The organism is Candidatus Methanoprimaticola sp. MG2 (assembly GCF_047501175.1).
Taxonomy (GTDB): domain Archaea; phylum Thermoplasmatota; class Thermoplasmata; order Methanomassiliicoccales; family Methanomethylophilaceae; genus Methanoprimaticola.
Genome location: NZ_JBEQWH010000002.1, coordinates 101,561 through 126,981 on the forward strand (window position 1 = coordinate 101,561; position 25,421 = coordinate 126,981).

At 60.5% G+C, this 25,421-nt stretch carries 23 protein-coding genes, 1 tRNA gene and 1 pseudogene; 17 read left to right on the forward strand and 8 right to left on the reverse strand.

Translation table 11 applies throughout. The annotated features are described in order from the left end of the window. Positions 1–1,707, forward strand: a complete 1,707-nt coding sequence (locus tag V5D86_RS01855; RefSeq protein WP_414594995.1) for a YgiQ family radical SAM protein — start codon at positions 1–3, stop codon at positions 1,705–1,707. A gap of 120 nt (positions 1,708–1,827) precedes the next feature. On the opposite strand, the gene V5D86_RS01860 is transcribed toward V5D86_RS01855, so the two are convergent. Further along, the gene (locus tag V5D86_RS01860) at positions 1,828–2,148 is read right to left on the reverse strand and encodes a hypothetical protein (protein WP_414594996.1); all 321 of its coding nucleotides are present in this window, start codon (positions 2,146–2,148) and stop codon (positions 1,828–1,830) included. A 248-nt stretch (positions 2,149–2,396) separates the two neighbouring features. Between V5D86_RS01860 and V5D86_RS01865 the strand changes: the two genes are divergently transcribed. Both V5D86_RS01865 and V5D86_RS01870 read left to right on the forward strand, forming a co-directional pair. Then, positions 2,397–3,266, forward strand: a complete 870-nt coding sequence (locus V5D86_RS01865; RefSeq protein WP_414594997.1) for a tetratricopeptide repeat protein — start codon at positions 2,397–2,399, stop codon at positions 3,264–3,266. A 49-nt stretch (positions 3,267–3,315) separates the two neighbouring features. Further along, positions 3,316–3,981, forward strand: coding sequence for a tetratricopeptide repeat protein (locus V5D86_RS01870; RefSeq protein WP_414594998.1), 666 nt, complete (start codon positions 3,316–3,318; stop codon positions 3,979–3,981). A 160-nt stretch (positions 3,982–4,141) separates the two neighbouring features. On the opposite strand, the pseudogene V5D86_RS01875 reads toward V5D86_RS01870, so the two are convergent. Next, a pseudogene (locus tag V5D86_RS01875) lies at positions 4,142–4,990 on the reverse strand (tetratricopeptide repeat protein); the annotation flags it as partial. Positions 4,991–5,024: 34 nt separating this feature from the next. Between V5D86_RS01875 and V5D86_RS01880 the strand changes: the two are divergent. Continuing rightward, positions 5,025–5,603 carry a hypothetical protein gene (locus V5D86_RS01880; protein WP_414594999.1) on the forward strand — a complete coding sequence of 193 codons (579 nt, stop codon included), beginning with the start codon at positions 5,025–5,027 and terminating at the stop codon, positions 5,601–5,603. 2 nt (positions 5,604–5,605) lie between these two features. Beyond that, the gene (locus V5D86_RS01885) at positions 5,606–6,307 is read left to right on the forward strand and encodes a hypothetical protein (protein WP_414595000.1); all 702 of its coding nucleotides are present in this window, start codon (positions 5,606–5,608) and stop codon (positions 6,305–6,307) included. Positions 6,308–6,334: 27 nt separating this feature from the next. On the opposite strand, the gene V5D86_RS01890 is transcribed toward V5D86_RS01885, so the two are convergent. Together V5D86_RS01890 and V5D86_RS01895 are read right to left on the reverse strand one after the other, a co-directional pair. Further along, on the reverse strand, positions 6,335–8,425 hold the full coding sequence (locus V5D86_RS01890; RefSeq protein ID WP_414595001.1) for an AAA domain-containing protein: 2,091 nt from the start codon (positions 8,423–8,425) through the stop codon (positions 6,335–6,337). A gap of 74 nt (positions 8,426–8,499) precedes the next feature. Further along, positions 8,500–8,943 (reverse strand): hypothetical protein, encoded by a 444-nt coding sequence (locus tag V5D86_RS01895; protein ID WP_414595002.1) that lies wholly within the window; start codon positions 8,941–8,943, stop codon positions 8,500–8,502. A 116-nt stretch (positions 8,944–9,059) separates the two neighbouring features. On the opposite strand from V5D86_RS01895, the gene V5D86_RS01900 reads away from it, so the two are divergent. The 7 genes from V5D86_RS01900 (at position 9,060) to V5D86_RS01930 (ending at position 16,192) form a co-directional block, all read left to right on the forward strand. Continuing rightward, positions 9,060–9,944, forward strand: a complete 885-nt coding sequence (locus tag V5D86_RS01900; protein WP_414595003.1) for a trypsin-like peptidase domain-containing protein — start codon at positions 9,060–9,062, stop codon at positions 9,942–9,944. After that, a complete protein-coding gene (locus tag V5D86_RS01905; protein ID WP_414595004.1) occupies positions 9,941–10,450 on the forward strand; it encodes a YcxB family protein in 510 nt (169 codons plus the stop codon). The genes V5D86_RS01900 and V5D86_RS01905 overlap by 4 nt, the downstream gene beginning before the upstream one ends. Before the next feature lie 53 nt (positions 10,451–10,503). Next, positions 10,504–10,824, forward strand: coding sequence for an ArsR/SmtB family transcription factor (locus V5D86_RS01910; protein WP_414595005.1), 321 nt, complete (start codon positions 10,504–10,506; stop codon positions 10,822–10,824). Positions 10,825–10,944: 120 nt separating this feature from the next. Beyond that, entirely contained in the window at positions 10,945–13,029 is a 2,085-nt protein-coding gene (locus tag V5D86_RS01915; protein WP_414595006.1) for an ATP-dependent DNA helicase, read from the forward strand. 47 nt (positions 13,030–13,076) lie between these two features. Next, positions 13,077–14,024: a bile acid:sodium symporter family protein gene (locus tag V5D86_RS01920; RefSeq protein ID WP_414595007.1), complete on the forward strand. Its 948-nt coding sequence runs from the start codon at positions 13,077–13,079 to the stop codon at positions 14,022–14,024. A 36-nt stretch (positions 14,025–14,060) separates the two neighbouring features. Next, positions 14,061–14,144 (forward strand) — tRNA-Ser (locus V5D86_RS01925). Positions 14,145–14,284: 140 nt separating this feature from the next. After that, entirely contained in the window at positions 14,285–16,192 is a 1,908-nt protein-coding gene (locus V5D86_RS01930; protein WP_414595008.1) for a hypothetical protein, read from the forward strand. Between the two features lie 158 nt (positions 16,193–16,350). Here the strand turns inward: V5D86_RS01930 and V5D86_RS01935 are convergent, their stop codons facing one another. The 4 genes from V5D86_RS01935 to gpmA form a co-directional block, all read right to left on the reverse strand. Next, a complete protein-coding gene (locus tag V5D86_RS01935; RefSeq protein ID WP_414595009.1) occupies positions 16,351–16,887 on the reverse strand; it encodes a Holliday junction resolvase in 537 nt (178 codons plus the stop codon). 51 nt (positions 16,888–16,938) lie between these two features. Further along, entirely contained in the window at positions 16,939–17,619 is a 681-nt protein-coding gene (locus V5D86_RS01940; RefSeq protein WP_414595010.1) for an alpha/beta fold hydrolase, read from the reverse strand. Positions 17,620–17,682: 63 nt separating this feature from the next. Next, positions 17,683–18,987 carry an aspartate--tRNA(Asn) ligase gene (gene aspS, locus V5D86_RS01945; RefSeq protein ID WP_414595011.1) on the reverse strand — a complete coding sequence of 435 codons (1,305 nt, stop codon included), beginning with the start codon at positions 18,985–18,987 and terminating at the stop codon, positions 17,683–17,685. Positions 18,988–19,106: 119 nt separating this feature from the next. Beyond that, positions 19,107–19,850, reverse strand: coding sequence for a 2,3-diphosphoglycerate-dependent phosphoglycerate mutase (gene gpmA, locus V5D86_RS01950; protein ID WP_414595147.1), 744 nt, complete (start codon positions 19,848–19,850; stop codon positions 19,107–19,109). A gap of 221 nt (positions 19,851–20,071) precedes the next feature. Between gpmA and V5D86_RS01955 the strand changes: the two genes are divergently transcribed. The 5 genes from V5D86_RS01955 to V5D86_RS01975 all read left to right on the forward strand — a co-directional run bounded on the left by V5D86_RS01955 (position 20,072) and on the right by V5D86_RS01975 (position 25,347). After that, on the forward strand, positions 20,072–21,211 hold the full coding sequence (locus V5D86_RS01955) for a fructose-1,6-bisphosphatase (protein WP_414595012.1): 1,140 nt from the start codon (positions 20,072–20,074) through the stop codon (positions 21,209–21,211). Continuing rightward, positions 21,211–21,879: a triose-phosphate isomerase gene (tpiA, locus tag V5D86_RS01960; protein WP_414595013.1), complete on the forward strand. Its 669-nt coding sequence runs from the start codon at positions 21,211–21,213 to the stop codon at positions 21,877–21,879. Before V5D86_RS01955 ends, tpiA begins: the two co-directional genes overlap by 1 nt. Before the next feature lie 100 nt (positions 21,880–21,979). Beyond that, positions 21,980–23,194: an MFS transporter gene (locus tag V5D86_RS01965; protein WP_414595014.1), complete on the forward strand. Its 1,215-nt coding sequence runs from the start codon at positions 21,980–21,982 to the stop codon at positions 23,192–23,194. 37 nt (positions 23,195–23,231) lie between these two features. Next, positions 23,232–23,456, forward strand: a complete 225-nt coding sequence (locus V5D86_RS01970; RefSeq protein ID WP_414595015.1) for a cation transporter — start codon at positions 23,232–23,234, stop codon at positions 23,454–23,456. Between the two features lie 4 nt (positions 23,457–23,460). Beyond that, on the forward strand, positions 23,461–25,347 hold the full coding sequence (locus V5D86_RS01975; protein WP_414595016.1) for a heavy metal translocating P-type ATPase: 1,887 nt from the start codon (positions 23,461–23,463) through the stop codon (positions 25,345–25,347). Positions 25,348–25,421 lie beyond the last annotated feature (74 nt).

The following is a 25,421-nucleotide window of genomic DNA, read 5'->3' on the forward strand; positions in this document are numbered from 1 at the left end:
ATGTTCATACCTGCCACCAGGGAGGACATGGACGCCCGCGGATGGGACTCCCTGGACATCATCCTGGTGTCCGGCGACACGTACACGGACAATTCGTACAACGGGTCCGCCATGATCGGCCACTGGCTCATCGACCATGGGTTCCGCGTCGGGATGATCGCCCAGCCGGACGTGTCCTCGGGAGGGGACATCACGCGCCTGGGCCAGCCGAGACTGTTCTGGTCCGTATCGGCCGGATGCGTCGACTCCATGGTGGCCAACTACACCCCGACGAGGAAGTTCCGCAAGGACGACGACTTCACTCCCGGAGGGGTGAACGACAGGCGTCCCGACAGGGCCTGCATCGCGTACACGAACCTGATAAAGAAGCATTCCAAGGGAAGGCCCATCGTCCTCGGGGGGATCGAGGCGAGCCTGAGGCGCATCGCCCACTACGACTTCTGGTCCGATTCCGTCAGGAGGTCCATCCTGTTCGACTCCAAGGCCGATGCCATCGTATACGGCATGGGGGAACTGTCCAACCTGGAGATAGCCAGGCGCATGCGCGACGGGATGGACTGGAAGGACGTGCGCGGCGTATGCCACATCTCCTCCGGACGCCCCGAGGGGTGCCTGGTACTCCCTTCGTACGAGGACGTCAGCAGGAAGGAGGAGCGCAGGGCGTTCATGAGGGCGTTCGACACCTTCAGACACAACCAGGACCCACTTACCGCCAAGCCGCTGTGCCAGCAGCACGGGGACCGCTGGCTCGTCCACAACCGTCCCCAGAGGGCCCTCACACCGGACGAACTGGACTCCGTCTACGAATCTGACTACGAGAACGCGGTCCACCCCTTCTATGCGAAGATGGGCAAGGTGAAGGCCATGGAGACCGTAAGGAACTCGATAACCACCCACCGCGGGTGCTACGGTGACTGCTCGTTCTGCGCCATATCGGCGCATCAGGGGACCACCGTGGTGTCCAGGTCGAAGGAGTCCATACTCCGCGAGGTGAGGGCGATGGCCTCCAGGAAAGGGTTCAACGGCACCATCCAGGATGTCGGCGGCCCGACCGCCAACATGTACAGCATCGAATGCTCCAAGAAGCTGTCGAAGGGACGCTGCGAGGACCGCAGGTGCCTGGTGGGGAGACCGTGCCCGAAACTGCCCATAGACCACAGGTGCCAGATCGACCTGCTGGACTCCATATCCGGCATCGAAGGGGTCCGCAGGGTGTTCGTGAATTCCGGCATAAGGCACGACATGATCGTCCACGACCGGACCTCCGGGGGAGAATACCTGGACTTGCTCGTGTCGAGGCACGTCTCGGGACAGATGAAGATCGCTCCTGAACATGTCTGCGACGATGTCCTGAAGATCATGGGCAAACCTGGGAGCGACGTGCTGATCGATTTCAAGGAGATGTTCGACTCGTCCTGCGACAGGATGGGGAAGGACGAGTATCTCACCTACTACTTCATCGCGGCCCATCCCGGATGCACGATGGATGACATGAACAGGCTGTCCTCATTCTGCCACGACCGCCTGGCCGTGACCCCGGAGCAGGTCCAGGTGTTCACGCCGACGCCGTCCACCTACTCCACGGCGATGTGGTGGTGCGGATGCGATGCAGAGAACAGGTCCGTCCGCATCGAGCGCTCCATACAGAGCAGACAGAAACAGAAGGATGCCGTCGTCAGGAGAAGGGATGGGCGCAGACCTGTCTGACCTCCTCACCCGGAGGTGCGCCGGCCTCGTGCCGAGGGTCGAGGCGGAGTTCGTCCGGAAGAAGGACTTCTACTACGCCTGGGGACTCAGGGGGGATGCCGCCATGGTCAGGATCTGCGACTACCTGGAGGATGCTCCCGAGGGGGTCCTGGGGGACATCGGCGAGATGGCCGTCAGGAGGGCGAAGGGACTCGACTGGTCCACGCCCTCGTCGCTCCTGTCCCATGTGAACGCGGATGACTTCTCCGCCAGGAACCGGCCGACATACGTGGCGAGGAGCAGGAACCTGCTCAGGACGGACGCGGGCGACCACGCGTTCATCCCGGACTCGGTCCAGCGCCTGTTGGATGCTGGCCTCCTCGAGGCGGACGACATCCACAACTCGTACTTCTCGTGGACGCGCGGGGACAGCCACCGCAGGCTGGGATTCTGCGCGACCATGTTCCGCGTCGTGGGGATATCCTCAGCTCTGGACTCCCCCGACGTCCCCGATCGTGTGCTGGACTACGTGGTCTACCACGAGTGCCTCCACCTCAGACAGCGCTACCGTGCCGAGAGGCGCGTGCACGATGCGGAGTTCCGGAGATGGGAGCGGAGCTATCCGGATTGGGAGGGATGCGAGCGGTTCCTCCGCGGGTTTGCAAGGAGACGATGCGAAGGTTTTGTATCTGATGCTTCGATGGTCATGCATGGAGCAGCAGGGATTCATCTTCGAGGGAAGCGACGGCAAGGTGGAGCTGAACATAGATCAGGTCCAGGAGATGGCCGCCAGGAACGACCCCGACGGAGTCTACGCCCTGGCCATGGCCTACATCTTCGGATGGGACATAGACATGGACGAGGCCAAGGGGTTCGAGTTGCTCAACAAGGCCATCGACATGGGGAACACCGACGCGATGGCCCTCATGGTCCGCCTGTACATGCAGGACGAGTACGACGGCATCGACAACGAGAGGGCCGCCGAGCTCGCCGTCACCGCCGCGAAGGACGGGATACCCGATGCCCAGATGTATGCCGGCCTGGCCTACATGGACGGCGTGTACGTCGAACAGGACTACTCCAAGGCGGCCAAGCTCCTCTCCCTCGCCGCCAACCAGGGCGAGCAGGAGGCCAGGACCTCCCTCGCATACCTCTACGAGAACGGCCTGGGGGTCGTCAGGGACGAGACGAAGGCGTTGAAGATGTACCGCACCGCCGCACGCGGAGGGAGCATAAACGCGATGTACCACACCGGCGTATGCTACGAGTTCGGGGTCGGGACCAAGGTGAACCTGGACCTCGCCAAGGAATGGTATCTCAAAGGGTCCCAGGCAGGGGACGCGTTCGCGACGGAGCGCCTCGGTCACCTGACGCTGGAGGAGGACCCCTCCGCCGCATTCGAACTGTTCCTGAGAGCCGCCCTGGAGGGGGTCCCCACCGCCATGGGGACCGTGGGATTCTGCTACCTCTCGGGCACCGGCACCGAGGCCGATCGGGACGAGGCTCGCAAATGGCTCAGGATGGCCGCGGACAACGATGTCCCCGAGGCTGTGGACGCGCTCCGGTCCCTCGAACAGTGAATGCCCTGCAAACGACCATTAACGATGGCGTGTATCACGGTCCGATATCATGGCTACGGGAATCTCACTCGAACAGGCCGCCAGGGATGGAGATGCGGATTCGCAGTTCCAACTGGGTGTACAGTACCTCTATGGAACCGACGTTCCCAAGGACCCTTCCAAGGCAGCGGAATGGTTCAGGCTCGCAGCTGACCAGGGCTATGTCCCGGCCATCAGGGAGCTCGGCATACTGATCGCATCCGGGGAAGGGGTGGATCCCGATCCGGAGGAGGGTGCCAGACTCATAGGCCGCGCCGCCGACGAGCTCGATCCCAGTGCGATGTACCACCTCGGGCTGATGTTCGAGAACGGCATCGGGCTCCCTGTCGACAGACAGAAGGCCGTCAGGCTTCTCGCGTACGCCGCGATGATGGGATTCCCCGGCGCGGAGGTCGACGCCCAGCGTCTGGACGATATACTCACCGAGGAGCGCAACAGGAAACTGAAGTCGCGCCCGGTCATAAAGCTCATGCTGTCCGACGTGGACGTGGAGGCCGCCTGCTGCGGACCGATGCTGGAGGACCTGCTGGCCCAGCGCACGGTGTTCACGGAGAGCGAGTCCGGCCCCGCCCTTCTCGGAGAGGACAAGTTCGGGATGGACACCGTCTTCCAGGAGTGCCCGTACTGCGGCGCCAGGATCCAGATCGTTCCGAGGGACAAGGAGTACTTCGGCTAATCATATTGTCCCTGAGGAAATCCGCGGCATCGACGGACCCTATCTCCGCAGCGAGCTTGATCAGCCCGATGCCGCGGCCCCTCATCACATCGACGCCCTCTCCGTTGTAGTACATGAGGCCGATCATGAATATGCCCAGTGGGCTCCACTGGAGGGCGGCCCTCTTGAAGAAGGACATCGCGGAGACGTGATCGCACGGGACCCCGGTCCCGGAATAGTACATCATGCCGAGCGCGATGGTCGCATCCAGGTCGCCGCCGTCCGCGGAGGATATTAGCATCCTGGCCGCCAGGGCCTCGTCCTTATGGACTCCGTCCCCGTTGAGATACCTCATGCCGATCTGATACAAGGCATGGGGCTCCCCTTTGCTGGCAGCCTCGGCATACCACATCATGGCACGGTGCGGGTCGACCTCGACCCCGTCTCCCGTCTCATACATGCGGGCGATATTGAACATAGAATCCAGGTTCCCCTGCTCCGCGGAGAGCCTGAAGAGACGGTATGCCTCTTTCTTGTCCTTGCGGACGCCCATCCCGTTGAAGTACAGGATCCCCAGGTTGCACTGTGCTCCCGGATGGCCCTGGTCGGCCGCGAGGAGGTACCACTTGGCGGCCTCCATCTTGTTGACCTTTATCCCTTCGCCCTTGTCGCACATGTATCCGAGACCGTACTGGGCCTCCACATAGCCCTGATCGGCGGCCATGCGGTACCACCGTATGCCGGCGACCTTGTCGACGGGGACGCCGATCCCGTAGCAGCAGAAGAACCCGAAGGTGTACTGGGCCTCGGGATAGCCCGCATGCGCCGAGGCGGAGATCAGAGAGACCGCGGTGCCCATGTCGCGATCCACCCCTTCACCGTTGTAGTACCTCTGTCCGAGGAGGTACTGGGCCTCGCGGTCGCCGCGCTCGCTACGGGACGTAAGTTCCAACAGGGAATGTTCTTCCGACATGCAATCGCACTCACATCCCATCCGCACATGATTAAGCTTCTGACAGTTTCCACCCATTCGCTATTAATCCCTTGAACGACATTCGCGTCACATGGCAGAGAAATCCAACTCTTCATCCGACGATGGGTACACCATCGAGGAAGCTGTCGAGATCATCGACAGGGCTATCCAGAGAAAGAGGTCTGAGATTGCTTCGTTGGAGAAGAAGGGGAATCGTCTGAGGAACGCAGACAAGAAGGCCCTGAACAACGAGCTTATCGAGTATCTGAGATCAGACATGAATGCCTACATCACCGTCATCGCCGACATGAGCGACGATGAGACCCTCCTCGAGGGGATCGACCTGGATGCGGACCCGGTCCCCGCACCGAGCAACTACTCGGACTACCTCGACGGCCTATCAGCCGACGACCTGGAGAACGAGCAGGAGGCCGAGGAGCTTCGCGCAGACTATTGCGATGGGGTCGTCGAGGACATGTGCCTCCAGATCGGGGAGTCCGCACTGAGATCCAAACAGATGATCAAGGCGATGCTCGAGGACCCGTATGCGATGGAGCAGCTCGGGGAGATCATATTTTACGACGACTACCTTTACGATCTCTTCAGATCGATTTCCGAGGAGAAGCCCAAGGAAAAGAAAAAGGACAAGAAAAAGAAGAAGAAGGATTGACGATGCCGTCCAGCAAATACGACAGGGAGCTCAGGTTCATAGACAACGAGGTCGGAAGGCTCAACAGAAAGCTGAAGTCGATGGTTGATGCCGTTCCGGACACCCCCTCCGAGGCCGCGAAGAAGGCCGACGAGATACTCGGCGTCAAGGAGAAGATATCGGAGCTCGTGACGAGGAAGAGGGAGATCGAGGACGCCTTCATCAAGGCGGGCCTGGACGTCCCCAACATCGACAGGAGCATGAATGCCACCGTCCACAATGCCGGAGGGTTCGAGATCGTCTCGGCGGAAGAGGCCGAGGCCAAGGCGTTCCCCGCATCCGCGCGCCGCCTGGAGACTGCGGACGACGTGTCCGCGGAGATCAAAGGCGTCACCGACGAGCTCATGAAGATCGAGGTCCGCATCGCGCAGGCGGAGATCGATGACGACGAGTCCGAGAAGCAGAAGCTCCAGATGATGGCATCCTCCCTCCGCGAGAGGCGCGAGACCCTCATCCAGACCGCCAAGCAGATGAGAGCCGAGAAGACGGACGGGCCCGCCTCCGGGCCTGCGGTGGATGACAAGGTCAACGAGCGCATCGATGCCCTCGAGGCTGACAGCCGCGCCCTTCGCAGCCAGGTATCGGAGGTCAGGAACAGCCTCCAGGACGTCAAGGACCAGCTCAGACAGATCCTCAATGCCCTCAACATAGAGGAAGAGGACTGAACCCCTTTAGGCGGGCACACGCCCGCCTCATGCCCCATATCTCTCTGATTCTCTCAACAGCCCGCACAGGAGTTCCCCGTCGCGGGCGATCCAGAAGTCCCTGTCGCACACCAGGATCAGCCTCCTCTTCGCACGGGAGACCGCAGTGTTGATGACCTTCATCCCGATGTCAGTCTCCGAACTGGTGAACCTGAACGGCACGTCCCTCGAGATTGTCCCGTTGTCCGCCACGCTGAGTATCACCGTGTCCCACTCCCTTCCCTGAGAGCCGTGGACGGTCATGACGCAATCGTGATACCTCTTGGGGATGCACCTCTTGATCTCGAGACACTGCATCGAGTACGGGGTCAGGATGCAGATGTCGACGGGGTCCATGCGCTCCCCATCGATCAGCGAGCGGATCGCCATCGCCTCACCCTTGTTCTCCCGATTCTGTCTCCTGTCGCATTTGGCGTCGATGTAGTACATCCCGAGGTTCCCCTCCCCCGATCCTGCGACGCCGTTGTGGTACACGTACGAATCGAGTACGGAACCGAGGTTCCTTCCGAACCTGTGGGTGGATGTCAGGTCATGACGACAGGTGATGCTGAATACGGGGCCGTCACCGTTCAGGAACCCGTCGCGCAGGCTCTCGAACGGCTCTGTCAGCACGGCCTCCGAATGGAGCGCGGAGAGGTCCCACAGGAACGAGAGGCCCAGTGACCTTCCCTCGGCGGTGCCCTTCAACACCTCCTCGCGATCAAGCTGGGATACGGGCGGAAGCTGCATGTGATCCCCCAACATGGACACGGGGACCCCGCAGCTGAATAGTGTCAGGGCAGGGATCAGTCCGCAGTATCCGGCCTCGTCCAGGAAGATGCGGTCGACGTCCAACTCCATCCTCCCGTCCTCGGCAGACCCTTTTGGACGGAAGCGGGATATGAACTGATGGGGAGTCCCTGCGACTATCGTCGCCGCAGATATCCTGTTGCCTGTGGTCCTGGAGCGGAACGCATCCGCCTCCTCCCCGATCTCTGCGATCTTCTCGGCTATGTCCCCGTCTGACCAGTCGTCGTATTCCGATATCGACGCGGCGGGCCGTTGCCGGTGATACAGCCCGTCGGACACATCGGAGAGCCTGGAGGACAATGGGATATCGTCGGCCTCCAACATGAGGGACAGGTCCGACCTCATCCTGCAGACGGACAGCACGGAGTCCAGCGGACCTGCCAGCTCCGGATGGGAGCCTACCAGGTCGTCACGGTCCCAGAATCCTGCTTCGATGTGCAGGAGCGCCGCGAGGTCGTCACGTACGGAGTCGCATGCCCTCTCGAACAGGACCTCCTCCAGGTTGTCCAGGGACCTGAGGCAGTCGTCCAGTCTGCGCTGGGCCTGACGGTCCTCGCACATCGACGGATACTCTCTGAGGAAGTCCCGTGTGGGTATCCCCAGGCGGACGATGCCATCCGGACACTCCCCTTCCGGAAGCGCCCTCAGGACACCGCGGAGGACCTGTTCGACGGAATTGTTGGTGGGTGCGAATATAGCTACCCTCTCCCCGGCGGCGAGGCACCCGCGGATGCACGAGGAGAGGACGAACTGCGTCTTCCCCGTACCCGGTGCTCCCCATACATAGGACATGCTACTCTTCAGGACCCCGTGCGATGCGGCGACCTGCTGGACATTGGCCTCCGCACCTGTCGGGAACACCGGGATGGCATCCACGGACGGCACATCGGGTATGCGGATCATGTCCCCGTAGCGCTCATAGAACTCACGGACGGCGGATATCAGGAACTTCATGTCGGTGAGCACGCTCACCCTCGCCCCATCGGAGATCCTCCCGAGCACCTCCTCCCCGGGACGGATGACTATCGTCTTGGAGATCTCGTCGTATCTCGTGAACCCGGCGGCATCCTCGTCGATCTGGTCGCTGTCGACCCTCAGTATCAGTCCGGACGCGTCCGACAGACGGGCCGCCAGATACAGGACCGCATAGCCGTCCCCAACGTCGACGCCTGACACCTGGGTCTCGGACATCCCCAACGGCGGGTCCGTGACGTACTGCTTGAACGAAACGTAATCATACAGCTGCCCCGCAGACGAGGATACCATCCTGGATATCTCGAAGCCATCCATGGGGGAGGCTCCGTGCGGGCCTTATTTAGAATTCTCGGCCCCGGTAAACATTACCGGGGCCGATGTGTCCCCGCTCAGGAGTAGAAGCTGGCCCAGTTCTGCTCTATGTCCTTGTCCTCGAACTTGGGGACGTTCTCCGAGAAGTCGTCCCAGTCCGCAGGCTCCCTGGACAGGAGGACGAACGTGTTGTTCCCCGAATCGAACTTTATGGCGTCCGGGGAGACCATGATCTTGACGTTGAAGAGCATGCTGAAGTTGAGATCCTTGTACTCCCCGTCGGGATCCTGCACCGTCATGTCACGACGGATGCTGTTGACGCGGATGGTCTTCTTCCCGAGGATTCCCTTGACCTCCTTGGTGACCCTGTCCAGGAAGAACCCCGAACCCAGATCCAGCGACCAGAACTCCACAGCCGGGCTTCCGTCTGGGGAATCGGTCTTGATCCAACCCGTGTAGTCGTTTTTGCTGGTACCAGCATAAATGCGATATTGGACCTCCTTCGATATCATCTGAATCACGATGGGCTATACGGCACCGTTATTTATGGAGTGCGTCAGCACGCTCGGCATGCATGTGTCGGGGATTGCATACCGGCAATGGCCAGCTAATTATAATTAGTCGGGAATCAGGGGGTATGTTCGCCGATGCCTGCGCTAAAGCGGCCGAGTATTCCAGGCCAGTCGTCATCTCGACCAGGCATCAGGACAGGTCGGTCTCGACGGAGTGCGGTACGTTCATCGTCCTGAATGACGAGGGCTGGATCATGACCGCGGGACACATGTTCGACTCCTATCTGAAGTACCAGGCGGACCTGAAGAAGGTCGAGGAGATCAGGCAGCTGAATGATGCCCGTAGCTCGCGTCCCGGGTCCCCCAAGGGGGAGATCAAGGTGGACTCGTCCCTGATCATCAACCACTCGTTCTGGTGGGGATGGGACGGCGTGCGCCTGAAGAACGAGATCCTTCTGGTGAGGGACCTCGACCTCGCCGTCGCGAGACTGGAGCCGTTCGATCCCGGATGGGTGAGGGAGTATCCCGTCCTCTGCGGCCCGGACCGTCCCCGCCCCGGGACCAGTGTCTGCCGCTCCGGATACCCGTTCATGAACGTCATGTCCACATGGGATGAGGAGAACAGGAGCTTCCACATACCTCCCCTCCCGAGGACGGAGATGATATTCCCGAACGAGGGCATGCACACCCGCAACGTGATGCAGGGCAAGACCAACGATGGGAACTACGACAAGCTGTATGTCGAGACATCCACACCGGGGCTGAGAGGACAGTCCGGAGGCCCCATCTACGACAGGGACGGACACATATATGCCATGCAGGTCCAGACCAGGCACATGCCCCTCGGATTCCACCCCACCGTCGAATACGATGGCCGCACGGTGGTCGAGAACCAGTTCCTCAACGTCGGACTGGGGATACACGTAAGAGTGATCAGGCAGATACTGGACGAACATCACATCCGGTACAGGTCCGAGAGTGACAGCGAGGAGTTCAGGATAGTAGGATGACAGAGATGGAAGAGCCCCTGTTCAAGGTGTCCACGGCGTATACGCTGTCCCAGTACCGCAACTACAACCGTACCGTCCAGAGGGAGAACGGTCTCAACAGGAAGCTTGTGCTCTCGATGCTGCTGTACGTGGGGCTTGGGGCACTGATGTCCGCCTTGTTCCGCTCGTGGTTCCTCTTCATCCCCCTGGCCGTCCTCGGAGTGCTCAACTACTACATGTCCCTGAAAGGCATCAGACGGGCGGAGATGGCACAGTATCAGCAGGAGCAGCTCGTGGGGACCGTCAACTACGAGTTCTACCCCGACAGGGTCGACGTGACCACCATCAACGGGAAGGCGTCCAACTACTTCTCCAACGTCTACACCGTCCTCGAGAACGACGTCGCGTTCTACATCATGATGGCGAAGAACTCCGGGATCATACTTCCGAAGGAGGACTGCACCCAGTCATTGGAGGAGTTCCTCCGCTCATCCCTGAAGATCAGGAAGGTCCGTTCCGCTGTTTGATTGCCAACCATAACCAAACTATAATCTTTAAATCTAAGACTAGATACATAATTATGGATGACAGTTACTGTCAGCGCATAGCAGCTGTCGGTAGGGCCCTTTCTGACCCATGCAGAGTGGCTATTCTCATGAACTTCAAAGGAAGAACACTCTCAATCAGCACTATGACCGAAGAGATGGACACTTATCAGTCGAACCTGTCTTATCACGTCTCCATCCTCTACAAGGCCGGGCTCCTTCAACGCGTGGACATGGGCAGATGGCACTACTACGCCGTGGACCAGGAGGCCATCTCCGAACTCGGGGACTTCTCCAGCACATGCTGCAAGAAGGCCAAACGCAGGAAAGGTCCGGACAACCACGACGATCCGTGAACCGAGGAACCTCTTGGATGCAGGGATGCCCATGCGACCAGAGCCAGGGTGGCCCCGCGCCCGGTATCCGACTGTGGTCATGCCCAAATCATTTTCAACGGGTTCTGACTCCGCCACGGCATGATGGGAATGTTCTGTCCGAGGTGTCATGCGCTCGTCTCCCCTGCCGAGGTCAGGTGCAGGACGTGCGGCGCTCCGTTGGACCAGCTGGTGGAGAGCAACCAGTCGGTGCTGGACTTCTCATCCGAAAGGAAGAGGGCACCGGATGCGGTACTGGCGATCGAGGAGATCCCCGAGGCACCCTTCATGCCCTACAGGCCCCGCGGGTGCCAGCTCGATATCATCAACGACATGGTCACCGCCCTGGACTCCGGGAAGCACTTCGTGATGGAATCGGGCACCGGGACCGGGAAGACCATCATATCCCTGGCCGCCGGCCTCGACCATGCGACCCGCACCGGGAAGAAGATAGTGTACCTCACCAGGACGATCTCCCAGAGCGACCAGGTGATGAGGGAGCTGCGTTCGATCTCCAAGATCAGACAGATAACCGGCGTGGCCATCACCGGCAGGGCCAAGTCCTGTCCCCTGTTCCGCGGAGTGAAGGACTATGACTCCATCCCTTCCAACGTCCTCTCCATGATGTGCGAGGACACGAAGGAGAAGAGCAGGCACGGTAAGGCTGGGGGATGCAGGTACTTCGACCGCATCCAGATGTGCCTTCCCCAGATCGAGAGCTACGTCAGGACGGAGTTCCCCACATCCGACGAGCTCGACAGCTACTGCGTCAGGATGCAGGTCTGCCCGTACGAGGCGAAGAAGCTCCTCATGAAGGATGCCGAGGTCGTCTCCGCGCCCTACGTCCACATCCTGGACCCCGACATAAGGGACAGCCTGATGACGAACCTGGACTGCGTCGGATGTCCCGAGAACCTTCTGATAATCGTGGACGAGGCCCACAACCTCGTTGATGCCGCACGCGAGAGCGAGACCTTCCGGATAGACCGCGCCATGGTGGATGCGGCCATAGACGAATGCACCACGTACAAACGCCCCCCTATGGTCTGGGGAGACGTCGACGTGAAATCGTTCCTCACCTTCCTGAAGGCGTCCATAAGGTCCATAGCCATAGAGCTCGTGCCTCCGATGTCCAAGAACGACACGGCTGTGATCCAGGGGAACGTCCTGGAGGACAGGATCATGGGGAAGTTCGGCATGGGCCGGACCGACCTCGACTCTGCCATCGAGACGCTGATAGACCTCGGCGAGGCGAGGACGGAGCTCCTCATGGAGGCCGAGGACAGGCACATATCCGAGATACAGGAGGTCGCGGTGTTCCTCAAATCCTGGTGCGAGACCGCATCCGAGAGGTTCGTGCGCACCGTGAAGGTGGACAAGGACGGGGAGTACCTCAGGGCCAGCTGCATAGATCCCCGCGAGATATCCATGTTCCTCAACTCCACCAAGGGCACGGTGCACATGTCCGGGACACTCCAGCCGCTCGACCAGTATGCGAGGGTGATCGGACTCTCCAGCAACTGCACATTCCGCAAGTACCCGTCGCCATTCCCGCCGGAGAACCGCCGCGTCGTCTACACGGAGGACCTGACGATGAGATGGCAGGACCTTCAGAACGACCCGTCGCTATCGGGGAGGATCGAGCGCACGATCGCAGAGCTCTGCAACTCGGTGGAGAAGAACACCCTGGTGTTCTTCACCTCGTACAAGTCGATGAACAGCATGCGCGGCTATCTCGAGTCGCACATCGATAAGAAACTGTACTGGGAAGAAGCCGGGAAGGGTTCCATGCAGAGGAACTGGAGCTCGCTCTCGTCGTTCCGCTCCCGCAGGGACGGCGTCCTGTTCTGTGTGATGGGCGGGAAGTTCGCCGAAGGCATCGACTTCCCGGGAGAGGAGCTGTGCTTCGCCATCGTCGTAGGGATCCCCTACCCGCCGCCATCCCCCGAACTCACCGCCATGTCCGACATGTTCGACTCGAAGTACGGTGCGGGAAAGGGGTGGACATACTGCTCCGCGGTCCCCGCCCAGAGGAAGATCAAGCAGGCCGTCGGCCGTCTCATAAGGACGGAGACTGACAGGGGCATGGCCGTCATACTCGACAACCGCGCGTCCCGCTTCGCAAGGGAACTGGACGCCAAGCCGACGAGGGACCCGGTGGGCGAGGCCGCATCATTCTTCAGATGAGTAGTTCGGAAACCCGTTTATATGATGCCCAGATAGACGGCGACATCATGCCTATGGTGAACGTCCTCTACGACATCAAGATCTGGGTGTTCCTGGGGATAGTCCTCGCCCTGGTGTTCGGTTTCGACAACCCGTGGGCGGCCACGATCCTGATGGTAGTCCTCATAGCCCAGATGGCGGTCTCCCTCGACGGGATCGAGTTCAACAGGCATGACTTCAAGACGTACGACCGGAAGATAGTCGCATGCGTCCTGGCATGCTTCGGGATCAACACGCTGCTGACCCTGGCCGCAGGACTGTTCTTCATAGAGGACGACCACCTGTGGACAGGATGGGTCATGCTGTCATCCGTGCCGTGCGCGGTCTCCGTCGTCGTGGCCTCGCTGGTGATGAGGGGTGACGCGAAGATGTCGGTCCTCTCCCTGACGGCGGTCTACCTGTGCGCGATCGGGTTGACACCGCTGATCACGAAGGTCCTCCTGGGGAACGCGGTCGACCCGCTGGAGATCCTCAAGTACATCGTCCTGTTCATCGCAGTGCCCTTCGGACTCTCCTTCGGGATCAAGAGGCTCCACCTCCCCAGAGGCTTCAAGAGCGTCTTCATCAACCTGATGATGCTCCTGATGGTTTTCATAGGGCTTGGGAGCAGGAGGGACTTCATCTTCAACGACTTCGACGTCGTGCTGTATCTCATCGTGGCCTGCGTCCTCAGGACGTTCGTCCTCGGCATCATACTCGTGTTCCTCTTCCGGAGGATGGGCATCAGGAGGGAGGACGGCATGGTCTACCTCGTCATGGCGGTGTGGAAGAACTCCGGGATGTCCATATCGCTCACGATGGCGCTGTTCGCCACCACGATGCCCGATGCGGTCCTCCCGTGCGTGGTCTCGCTGGTCGTCGAGGCGACATGGTTCGCCGTGATGTCCAAGCTCGTGGACCGCATCTGGCCTCCCGAATCGAAGGACGGACATCCGGCGGACACGATCGCCGGTTGAATAGATTTATAACCGAAACGACAATCGCCGACTCGAGCGGGGATAGCCAAGCGGCCCACGGCGCCGGTCTTGAAAACCGGTGGAGGATTCTCCTCGGGGGTTCAAATCCCTCTCCCCGCGCTTCATGCATAATCCGGCTCGTGTCCATGAGTTCCTTCTGGCCCGTACATTGACATCCGATGACATCGTACCACAGAAGATGATCCCATCTCCCATCCCATACCCTAATAAAGGGGTTCGCGTGTGGACAACGGAATCTCATGACCCCCGACCAACCGGACAACAGGACCAGCGACAGGAATCACAGCCACGGAGCCAAAAAACCATACGGAAAGGGTGGCAGCGGCCCGAAGGATGGCGGTTATAGGGGTCACGGTCCAAAGGACGGGAAGAGGGGCCGTGGACCTGGAAACAGGGAGTACAGGCCACGTGATGGGGATCGCGAGCACAGACCCTACAACAAGGACCGCAGGCCTAGGGATGGGGAAGGGTCCGGAGACCATGGCCACAGGGACGGGGACAGACCCTATGGTCACAGACCTCATGACGGGGGCCGCAGACCCAGGGATGACAACGGATCGGACAGAGAGGACCGCACACAGAAGGGGGAGTACAGACCGAGGTCCGACGACCGCAGGGACCGCGGAGGCAGACCATACGGGGACAGGCCTCGCGGCGACAGGAGAGACGACCGCGGATACAGGAAGGATGACCGCAGGCCTCGCGGCGACGACCGCTCCGAGAAGCGCGACAGGGACGAGACCGCCGAACAGGAGTCCAAGCTGACGATCCCGTCCACTCCCCAGAAGATCCTCTTCAAAGGGATAGATTGCGAGAACAACGGCAGGTCCGACCTGGCCATGATCCTGTATCTGAACGGTGCCGTCCAGATGAGCGGCGGATGCAGGAACAACATGGAACGCATGCTCCGCGATGCGGGTCGCGACCAGTTCAAGACCATCAGGGGAAGGCTGGCATCATCCTGTTCCGATGAACTGATGATGTTCTTCGACTACATCTGCATCACGCTGGACGATGGTTACGACAGGGGATTCCTAGACTGTGCGGCCCAGAGCGGCAACGTGATCGCCATCTACTGCAAGATACGTCTGGACGAGGTCGACGGCGAGGACGGGATGGTTGACATCTTCGCCTCCGCCATGATCTCCAACGAGGAGATGGTGACCGACGGCCTGAAGCTTCTGGCCAGGAAGAGGAAGTCTGTCAAGGCCTCCGACTACCTGAAGAGGAACGATGAGCGCAACAAGCTGAGACAGTCCGTCCGCACAACGTTCGTGAAGGCCATGAAAGGTGATACGGATGCTGAGAGGAGGCTCGACAAGCTTTCCGAGACATTCCCGGAGGCAGAGTTCCTGAAGGGCTACCTGGATGCATACAGGGACGGCACCGAGGAGGACTATCTCAGGAGCGGTATGCCGGAGTTCACGGCCACCATCGTGTCCATGGCGCCCGAGCTCGGTATCTCCGAGACGCCCTTCGGGAAATATCTGGGCGCGAAGAAGATGCAGGTCAACGAGGAGGATTGGATCCAATCGATGATCAACGCTGTCAAGGCAGGGTCCGACGACGCGCTGGAGGAGCTGAAGCCCGTCCAGAACAGGAGGGATGTGAAGAGGTTCCTCGCGTCCGTCTACAGTGCGAGAGGGGATGTCGCGAGCCTCGTCCGCACATATGACGGCGAGGACCACACGTACCTGGACGAGTACTGCAACGGGAACAGCGAGAGGATCCTGGAGGTCGGAAGGGCCTTCGGAGGGCTCAGCGAGTTCGATTGGCTCAAGAGAGGATTCCGCGGAGGTTGCGAGGAGTGCAGGGACGCCCTCGTCGCGATGGCCAGCGACGAGAGGCGCCAGTGCAAGCAGCTCGTCTATGCCCTGCACGACGTCGGCGCGGACCTGGAGTCGGCCAAGCTGTACGTCGCGATGGGCGACAACCCCACGCTTCCGTCGGTCAAATGGCTCGCCAAGGTCTGCGGCGACGAGGAGGCCAAGGAGTTCCTCCGCTCGCACTACGAGAGCAAGGGCGACATTGCCACGTTCGAATCGATCTTCATCGACGACGGTTACACCAACAAGCATCCCGCCGGGAAGAGCGGAAGGAACTTCGCCAACGGCGGTCGCAAGAAGGGCGGCAGAGGTCGCCGCTGATCCGGGACGGTCAGTCGCAGGACCGCATCGCACCCGTCAGACCATGGCCTAGGCAAGATTGAAAACGTAGGCGGCGTATCCCGGGACGGGATCGTCCGAGTGATGATGAACCTAGGCTGATTCGATGATGAGCCCTATGAGTCCTGACGGGGTCCCCCTCATTCCTGGGAATAGTCCGTCATCCCCGTGTACGCCATGAAGTCCGAGAGCTTCATGCCGTCCTCCCACCGCATTATGTAGAACCCGCTGTTGGACACCTCCAGCTTGGGGATCCTCCTGTACAGGACACCGTGACGTCCGCGATATTGGTGGTCCGTGGGGATCGTGAACAGCCTCCACGGGTCCCCGCGCTGTGACTTCAGCCTGTACGCGTATATCGGGACCAGGTGCGAACGGCAGCAGTCGGAGAGCATAGTATCCGCCTGTTCGGAGAGCCTCTGGTTCTTGCTGAAGTGCATGACGTCGTCACACGAGCTCTTCACCTCGATCGGGAACGAGAAATCCCATCTGAGTGCGACGAGGTCCACCCCGAGGGAGCCTGCCGCACGTATGACGAGGAACGGGTCCCTGAGCATCGTGTTGTAGTTGGCGGTCTCCATCGCATTGCAGGTCTTGACCATCTTGGACAGGGCCTTCTCATCGCCTGCAAGAAGTGCCTTCAGCTCACGTTCGTAGACGTCTCCCGGTGGTGCCATATCCCTTCGGGATGCTGATTCGATGCTGTGTATATAAGGGGATTCGGGGGGTCACCGAAAACCCCCTCGGAGGCCGGTTCCGAACTCGTCCAGGATGATCCCCGCGACGACCGTGCTGTGCATGACGTAGCTCCCATGGTCCGCCCCGGGAACGATGATGGTCCTGCCGTCCTGTACGGAGGATGCGATGAACTCCGTGTCGGAGCGCTTCACGCAATCCCTGCTCCCAGCGACGGAAAGCACCGGACAGGCGATCCTGGACAGGTCCTCCTTGGATATGTCGGGCTCACACAGCATCATCCTGAGCCTCGGGTCCCCCTTCCCCTTGCTCATCCTGAGGAGGAACATCCCGAATCCCTTGAGTGTGGACGGACTCGTGTTGGCACCGCAGACGACGATCCCGGACGGTATGTCCGGGTGTTCGATCGCATGTAGGAGCGCGACGATCCCACCGTCACTGTATCCGCAGATCAGAGGGGATTCCACCCCCAGGTGCACTATCAGGGCGTGAAGGTCATCCGCAAGGTCGCTGTAGTGGTACTCCCCATCCGGCGGAGGGGAGCTGCGCCCATGTCCGCGGGAATCCACGAGATACACGGTGAACCTTTCCTTCAGGACCTCCGATGCCTCGTCGAACATCGTCAGGTCCTCGGAGTTGCCATGCAACATCATCAATGCCGGGCCCGACCCCTTGACCTCGTAGTGGATCGACACGCCGTTGACATCCGCCATCATCGGACGTGGATGGGCGGACGGATATAGAACTAATCCCGGCCCGGAGGCCGGGGAGAGGTTTCAGGGGGAGAGCCTTGCAGGGTCCCTGGGGAAGAGGATCGCCTCCCTGATGTTGGGAAGGTCGAGGGCCTTCACGAGCATCCTCTCGATGCCGATCCCCCATCCTCCGTGCGGGGGCATCCCGTACTTGAACGCCTCGAGATAGAACTCGAAGTCCTCGGGATCCAGACCCTTCTTCTGCATCCTCTCCACTAGCCTGTCGTACCTGTGCTCCCTCTGGCCTCCGGACGAGATCTCCTGTCCCTTGAAGTCGAGGTCGAAGCTGAACGAGTAGGGTGTGCCGTCCTTCTCCATGATGTAGAACGGCTTAGCCTCCTCGGGATACTCCGCGATGAAGTAGAGGTCGCATCCCTTCCCGGCCATGTGCTCGCCGACGATCTTCTCGCCCTCGGTCCCGAGGTCGTCGCCCTCCTTGAGGAGGAGTCCGGCGGCCTGGACTATGGCGAGGCACTCGCTGTAGGTGAGGATCGGGTAGGGCCTTGCGGGTACGTTGATCTCCTTCCCGATGACCTCCAGCTGCCTGGCGCCCCTCTCCTTGAGCCCGGTCAGCACGTGGTCGACGACCTGCTCGATCGCGCGCATGACATCCTCCTGGCAGGATATCCAGGACATCTCGCCGTCGAAGGAGATGAACTCCGTCACATGACGGTTCGTGTTGGACTGCTCCGCACGGAACGCGGGGCCGATCTCGTACACCTGGTCGAGCCCGGAGGACATGAGGATCTGCTTGTACAGCTGGGGAGACTGGGCAAGGTATGCGGGCCTGTCGAAGTACTGGACCTTGAACAGCTCCGCCCCTCCCTCGGCACCGGCGGCCCCGATCTTGGGAGTGTACACGCGGGTGAATCCCATCTCGCGGACGGCCTCCTCGATGAGGTCGACCATCAGGGACTTCAGCTCGAAGATCGCCTTGACCTCGGGCTTGCGGACGTCCATGAAGCGGTGGTTGAGGCGGGTGTCCATCTCGACGTTGACCTTGTCCACGACCCCCAGGGGAAGGGGGACGCCGGCAGGGGAGATGACCTCCGCGGCGGAAGGGATAATCTCCCACCCGGTCGCGGTCTGATTGCTCTCCTTGACCTCGCCCTCGATGCGCACGACGGTCTCCCTGGACAGCCCGGTGAGCATGGAGAAGAGCTCCGGGTCGATCTTCTTCTTGGGCATGGTCACCTGGTAGGTGCCACACCTGTCGCGCATGGTGATGAAGGAGATACCTCCGAGGTTCCTGATGTCCTGGACCCAGCCGCCTACGGCGACGGTACCGTCGGAGACGGTGACCTCTGAGGATTTCTTGACGATTGCCATAATCCGCGGGATACCCCGCGCGTATATAAGAGGAACGAGGCCGGGGCCGGAAGCCCCCAGGACCGTTCCCGCATGGTTTGACGAGTGTGGTCACGGGAGACGTCCGTCCCCGGGGGACCTCATCTCTTCTTTCCCTGATTGGCCACCGCGTCCATCTTCGCCTGGAGGGCCTCCTGGTCCCCCAGATACCTCTTGGAGATGACGTTGAAGTCCCTGTCGAACTCGTAGACCAGCGGGACGCCGGTGGGGATGTTCACACCGGTGATCTCGTCGTCGGACATCCCGTCGAACATCTTCACGAGCGCCCTCAGGGAGTTGCCGTGGGCCGCGATGAGCACCCTGTCCCCTGCGACCATCCTGGGCTTGATGACCTCCTCGAAGTAGGGATACGCGCGGGCGACGGTGTCCTTGAGGCATTCCGTCAGGGGAAGGTCCTCCGGATCCACGTCGCGGTACTGGACCTGGGACGCGGGATTCCTCTCGTCGGACGGCTCCAGGGCAGGGGGGCAGGTCGCATAGGACCTTCTCCATACCTTTACCTGGTCCTCCCCGTACTTCTCGGCGGTCTCGGACTTGTTGAGACCCTGGAGCGCACCGTAGTGCCTCTCGTTGAGCTTCCAGCTCTTCTCCACCGGGAGCCATGCGCGGTCCATCTCGTCGAGGGCGAGCTGGAGGGTGTGAATGGCCCTCTTCAGATACGAGGTGTAGCAGATGTCGAAATCGAATCCCTCCGACTTCAGTGTCTGTCCCGCGGCCTTGGCCTCGGAGACTCCTTTCTCGGACAGCTCGACGTCGGTCCAACCCGTGAAAAGGTTCTCCTTGTTCCATACGCTCTCGCCGTGACGGAGGAGCACCAGGGTCATCTTGTCGGTCATGGGTCCCCGTAGACCCCATAACTCTTAATGCATTCCGTCCCCGGGGGCGGGCGATCCGGGCCGCGGGAACAGCTCTAAAAGGCTGGCACATGGAAAAAATGCCGAATAACCGTGCCATATACGCGACATGCTCCTAAACGAACCCCGCACCTTTATTATAGAGGCTTTCAATAAAGAGTCTCAGTCATATTTCTCATAAAGGTGTGAAAATGTCCGAAGAGAAAGTTACAGTGTCCGTCATCAAGGCGGACATCGGATCCGTTGTCGGCCACTCCAGGCCCCACCCCGATATGATGCAGGCAGCCAGGGACATCCTCAAGGATACCCAGAAGGCCGGAGTCATCGAGGATTTCTATGTCACCCGTGTCGGAGACGACATCAACCTGTTCATGTCCCACTACAAGGGCGAGGGCAACAAGGATGTCCACGGCGCCGCCTGGGAGTGCTTCCAGAAGGCAGCCAAGATCGCAAAGTCGATGAAACTCTACGCCGCCGGCCAGGACATCCTGACCGATGCGTTCTCCGGGAACGTCAAGGGAGCCGGACCCGGCTCCGCCGAGATGTCGTTCGTCGAGAGGGGCTCCGAGCCCATGCTGTTCTTCATCGCGGACAAGACCGAGCCCTCCGCGTACACCCTCCCCCTGTCCAGGATCTTCCTCGACCCGTTCACCACCACCGGACTGGTCGTCGATGCCAGGGCCAAGAAGGGATTCGATGTCGAGATCCAGGATGTCATCGGCAGCAAGAAGGTCGTCATGTCCTCCCCTGAGGAGACCCTCAGCATCCTGAGCCTGCTCGGGGACACGTCCAGGTACGCGATCAAGAGGATCGAGTCCAGGGCCGGCCTCGGACCTGCCGTCGTCGTCTCCACCGACAAGCTGAACCTCACCGCCGGAAAGTACATCGGAAAGGACGACCCCGTGTGCGTCTGCCGCTGCCAGTCCGGACTCCCCTCCGTGGGAGAGTACACCCAGCCCTTCGTCAACACCATGCTCGTCGCAGGATGGATGAGGGGATCCCACTACGGAGCGTTCTATCCCTGCTCCCCAGAGGACTCCGACCCCGTCTACTTCGACGGACCCCCCAGAATCTGCTGCCTCGGATTCCAGCTCAACGAGGGTAAGTTCCAGGGCCTCGAGTCCATGGGAGCCAAGGGCGGAGAGCACATCCCCGTCGACTTCTTCAAGAGCGACACGTTCGACCTCGCCAGGCAGAACGCCGTGAGGGCGAGCAAGTTCATCAGGAGCCAGGGGCCGTTCATGCCCTCGATCCTCGGACCCGAGGAGATGGAGTACACCTCCAGGCCCGAGGTCCTCAAGGACCTGACCTCCCGTTTCGAGGACCTCTGATGAAAGCACCCGTCGTGGTGATCAACTTCAAGGCCTACCAGGAGGCGGAGGGCGACAGGGCCTTCCGCCTCGCAAAGGCCTGCCAGAAGGTCTCCAGCGAGTCGGGCGTGCCCATGGCGGTATGTCCTCCGCACCTCTGGCTCGGAGCCATCGCCAGGATCCTCGAGATGCCGGTCTACGCGCAGAGCGTGGACCCTCTCCCTCCCGGACCGGGGACGGGATTCGTCACGCCGTCCATGCTCCACTCGACGGACGTCGCAGGGACGTTAGTCAACCATTCCGAGCACAGAATACCCAAGGACGACATCGGGAAGATCGTGGAGATGTGCTCCGCACTCAAGCTCCACACATGCATCTGCGCGGAGACCGCCGAGGAGGCCTCGGACCTCGCAGGATTCCACCCGAATGCCGTCGCGGTGGAACCACCGGCACTGATCGGAGGGAACGTCTCCGTCACATCGGCGGACCCGGGCATCGTCAGCGGAACGGTGGATGCCGTGAAGGCCGTCGACCCGAAGGTCCTCGTGTACTGCGGGGCGGGCGTGAAAACAGGGGACGATGTCAAAGCATCCATGGATCTTGGTGCCAACGGGGTGCTGCTCGCCTCCGGGGTCGTCAAGGCCAAGGATCCGGAACAGGTCCTGCGCGACCTCATATCCAAGATCTGAGGGATGGCGACCCATCCCGGAAAACACCTTAATCGATATCCCTTCTCTGGTATCTGCGCAACGTTTATCTTCCAGCCTGAGAGAGCAGGTGCCGACTCAGATGGCATTGAAACAGTGGCTGCCCCTGATTGGGATAACGATCGGCGTCTTCATCTTCAACATGTCGGAGTTCATGCCGATCGGACTCCTGACCGACATCGCCTCCGATTTCGGGATATCCGAAGCGACGGCCGGACTGATCATATCGACCTATGCGTGGACGGTGGCCATACTCTCGCTTCCGATCATGCTGCTCCTCAAGAAGATGGAGTACCGCCGGATGCTCCTGATGTGCGTCGCGATGTTCGCGGGATTCCAGTTCCTGTCGGGGATCTCCGGCAGCTACTGGATGCTGGTGGTGTCCCGTCTCGGCGTCGCCGTCTCACACTCCATATTCTGGTCCATAGCATCTCCTCTCGCGGTCAGGGTCGTGGCACCCCAGTATCAGAAGCTTGCGATCAGCACCATAGCGGCGGGGACGTCCATAGCCATGATCATAGGACTGCCCCTGGGAAGGATAATCGGACTCTCGCTGGGATGGAGGATGTCGTTCATCGCGATCGCCATCATAGCCGTCCTGGCGCTGGCCCTCCTCGTCACGGTGTTTCCGAGATTGGAGAACCCGGGGACGTTCACCGTCAAGAGGCTCCCGGAACTGTTCAGGAACAAGGTGCTCCTTGGCATCTACATCCTTGTGGCGATGTATGTCACCGGCTACTACACGGGATACAGCTACATAGAGCCGTTCCTCGGTCAGGTGTCCGGGATGTCGGATGACATGATCACGGTCGTCCTCACGATATTCGGTCTTGCAGGGATCGGTGGCAGCATCCTGTTCACCAGGATCTACGACAGGACGAGATACAGGTTCATCATGACGGCCATCGGTGGAGCCGCCATGTGCCTTCTGTTGCTCAGGGCCTCCGCAGGGTCAGTCATCCTCGTCATCGTGGTCTGTGCGCTCTGGGGGATGTTCGCCACCTCTTTCAACGTGGCGTTCCAGAACGAGGCTTTGAAGGCATCCCCGTCCGATGCGACCGCCATAGCCATGTCGCTCTTCTCAGGGATATTCAACGTTGGGATCGCATCGGGATCCATGATAGGGGGGCTTGTCACGGACACCGCCTCCGTGGATTGCATAGGGTATGTCGGAGGGGCTTTCATCCTGGCATCGCTCGTCTTCACAGGACTGTATCTCATCCACAGGATGAGGGACAACGACCTCGAAAGGAGGGTAACGGACCTTTCACCCCGTCGATGCCTTCGCTATGATTAAATATTGAACAGTTGTTCAATTGTTCAAGTGATATATGATGAAGGCCATACTCAAACTGGAGAACCTGTGCTGTGCGAACTGCGCCGCGAAGATCGAGGACCAGGTCCAGAGGATCGACGGGGTGGAGAGCGCGGGCCTGTCGTTCATGACGCAGAAGCTGTCCATAGAGGCGGCCGAGGACGACATCGAGGACATAGTGAGGGAAGTCTCCCGGATAGTGAAGAAGATCGAGAGCGACGTCACGATAGTGAGGATCAAGTGACCCTATGAAGAGTCTTGAGATTAGATTGATCGCCGGAGGCGCGCTGTTCGCATTCGGTCTGATATTGCATTACATGATGGGTGCCGACACGCTGGTCCAGCTGGCGGTCTTCGGCACATCCTACCTGATAGTCGGGTACAACGTCGTCTACAGCGCGGGAAGGAACATCGTCAAGGGGAACGTCCTGGACGAGAACTTCCTGATGACCATAGCCACCCTGGGAGCGTTCGCGATATCCATGTATCCGGAGGCTGTGGCCGTCATGCTGTTCTTCCAGGTAGGGGAATGGTTCGAGAAGAGGGCCGTCGGAAAGACGAGAAGGTCGATCGCCGACCTGATGGACATACAGCCGGACTATGCTCACGTGATCAGGGACGGTAGGACAGAGACGGTGGGCCCGGACGAGGTCAGGGTCGGCGAGACGATAGAAATCCTCCCCGGGGAGAAGGTCCCTCTGGACGGCACCATCGTGTCCGGATACACGTCCATCGACACCCACGCACTGACCGGCGAGTCCGTGCCCAGGGATGTCATGCCGGGCGAGAAGGTCGTCTCGGGAACGGTGAACCTGTCGTCGAAGATCACGGTGGAAGTGACCTCCGAATACGAGGACTCCACTGTGTCCAAGGTGTTGGAGCTTGTGGAGGAGTCCTCGATGAGGAAGGCCCCGGCCGAGAGGTTCATAACGCGCTTCGCGAGGTACTACACGCCAGCGGTCGTGAGTGCGGCGATCGTCATAGCCGTGGTGCCGACACTGCTGGGCTATGACTTCACCACATGGGTCTACAGGTCCCTGACGTTCCTCGTCGTGTCCTGCCCGTGTGCCCTCGTGATATCCGTCCCTCTGAGCTACTTCTGCGGCATAGGGGCGGCATCCAGGATGGGCGTCCTGATCAAGGGCGCGAACTTCATGGAGTCCCTGTCCAGGGTCGGGACGGTGGTGTTCGACAAGACGGGTACGCTGACCCACGGGCGCTTCGAGATATCGAAGGTCCATCCGATCGACATGGAGGAGGACGAGCTGGTGGACATCGCCGCCCTGGCCGAGTCCGCTTCGAACCACCCGATATCCGAGTCCATACGCCGTGCCGGGAACGGGGAGACCGACCTGTCCAGGATATCCGAGTCCAGGGAGATCGCGGGGAAGGGCGTCTATGCCAGGATATCCGATTCGGAGTACATCGTCGGGAACGGCCGGCTGATGGCGGAACACGGCATCGAGGCATGCGACGAGGAGGTCGCAGGAACGAACGTCCACGTCGCGAAGGACGGCAGATACCTGGGACACATAGTCGTCTCGGACGTCATCAAGGAGGATGCTCCGCGGACCGTCGAGGAGCTCAGGGAAGTGGGCGTCGAGAGGGTCGTGATGCTGTCCGGGGACACGAGGGTCATATGCAGCAGCGTAGGGGACGCCGTAGGCATCGGGGAGGTCCTGTGCGAGCTCCTCCCCTCCGACAAGACGACCGAGCTGGAGAGGATAATGTCGGAGGTCGACGGGAGGGGGACAGTGGCCTTCGTGGGGGACGGGATCAACGACGCCCCGTCGCTGGCACGTGCGGACGTCGGCATCGCCATGGGCGGCCTCGGCTCCGATGCGGCGATAGAGGCCGCGGACGTGGTCATAATGGACGATTCCCCCTCGAAGATACCCCGGTGCATCGGACTGTCGAAGAAGGTGAACCGCATAGTGATCCAGAACATCGTGTTCGCCCTCGCGGTCAAGTTCGGCATAATGGGACTGGCCCTCGTCGGCTACGCGGACATGTGGCTCGCCGTGTTCGGCGATGTCGGAGTGTCCATAATCGCCATCGCCAACGCCATGAGGGTCCTCAGGACCGGGGATCGTGACGGTCCCAAGGTTGCCGCTGCAGTGGAACAAACCGCTTGAATAATAAGCCCCTGGGAACGGGGGCGATACCTTTTACCATCCGACATGCATTCACGAACATGGATGCACTCGGT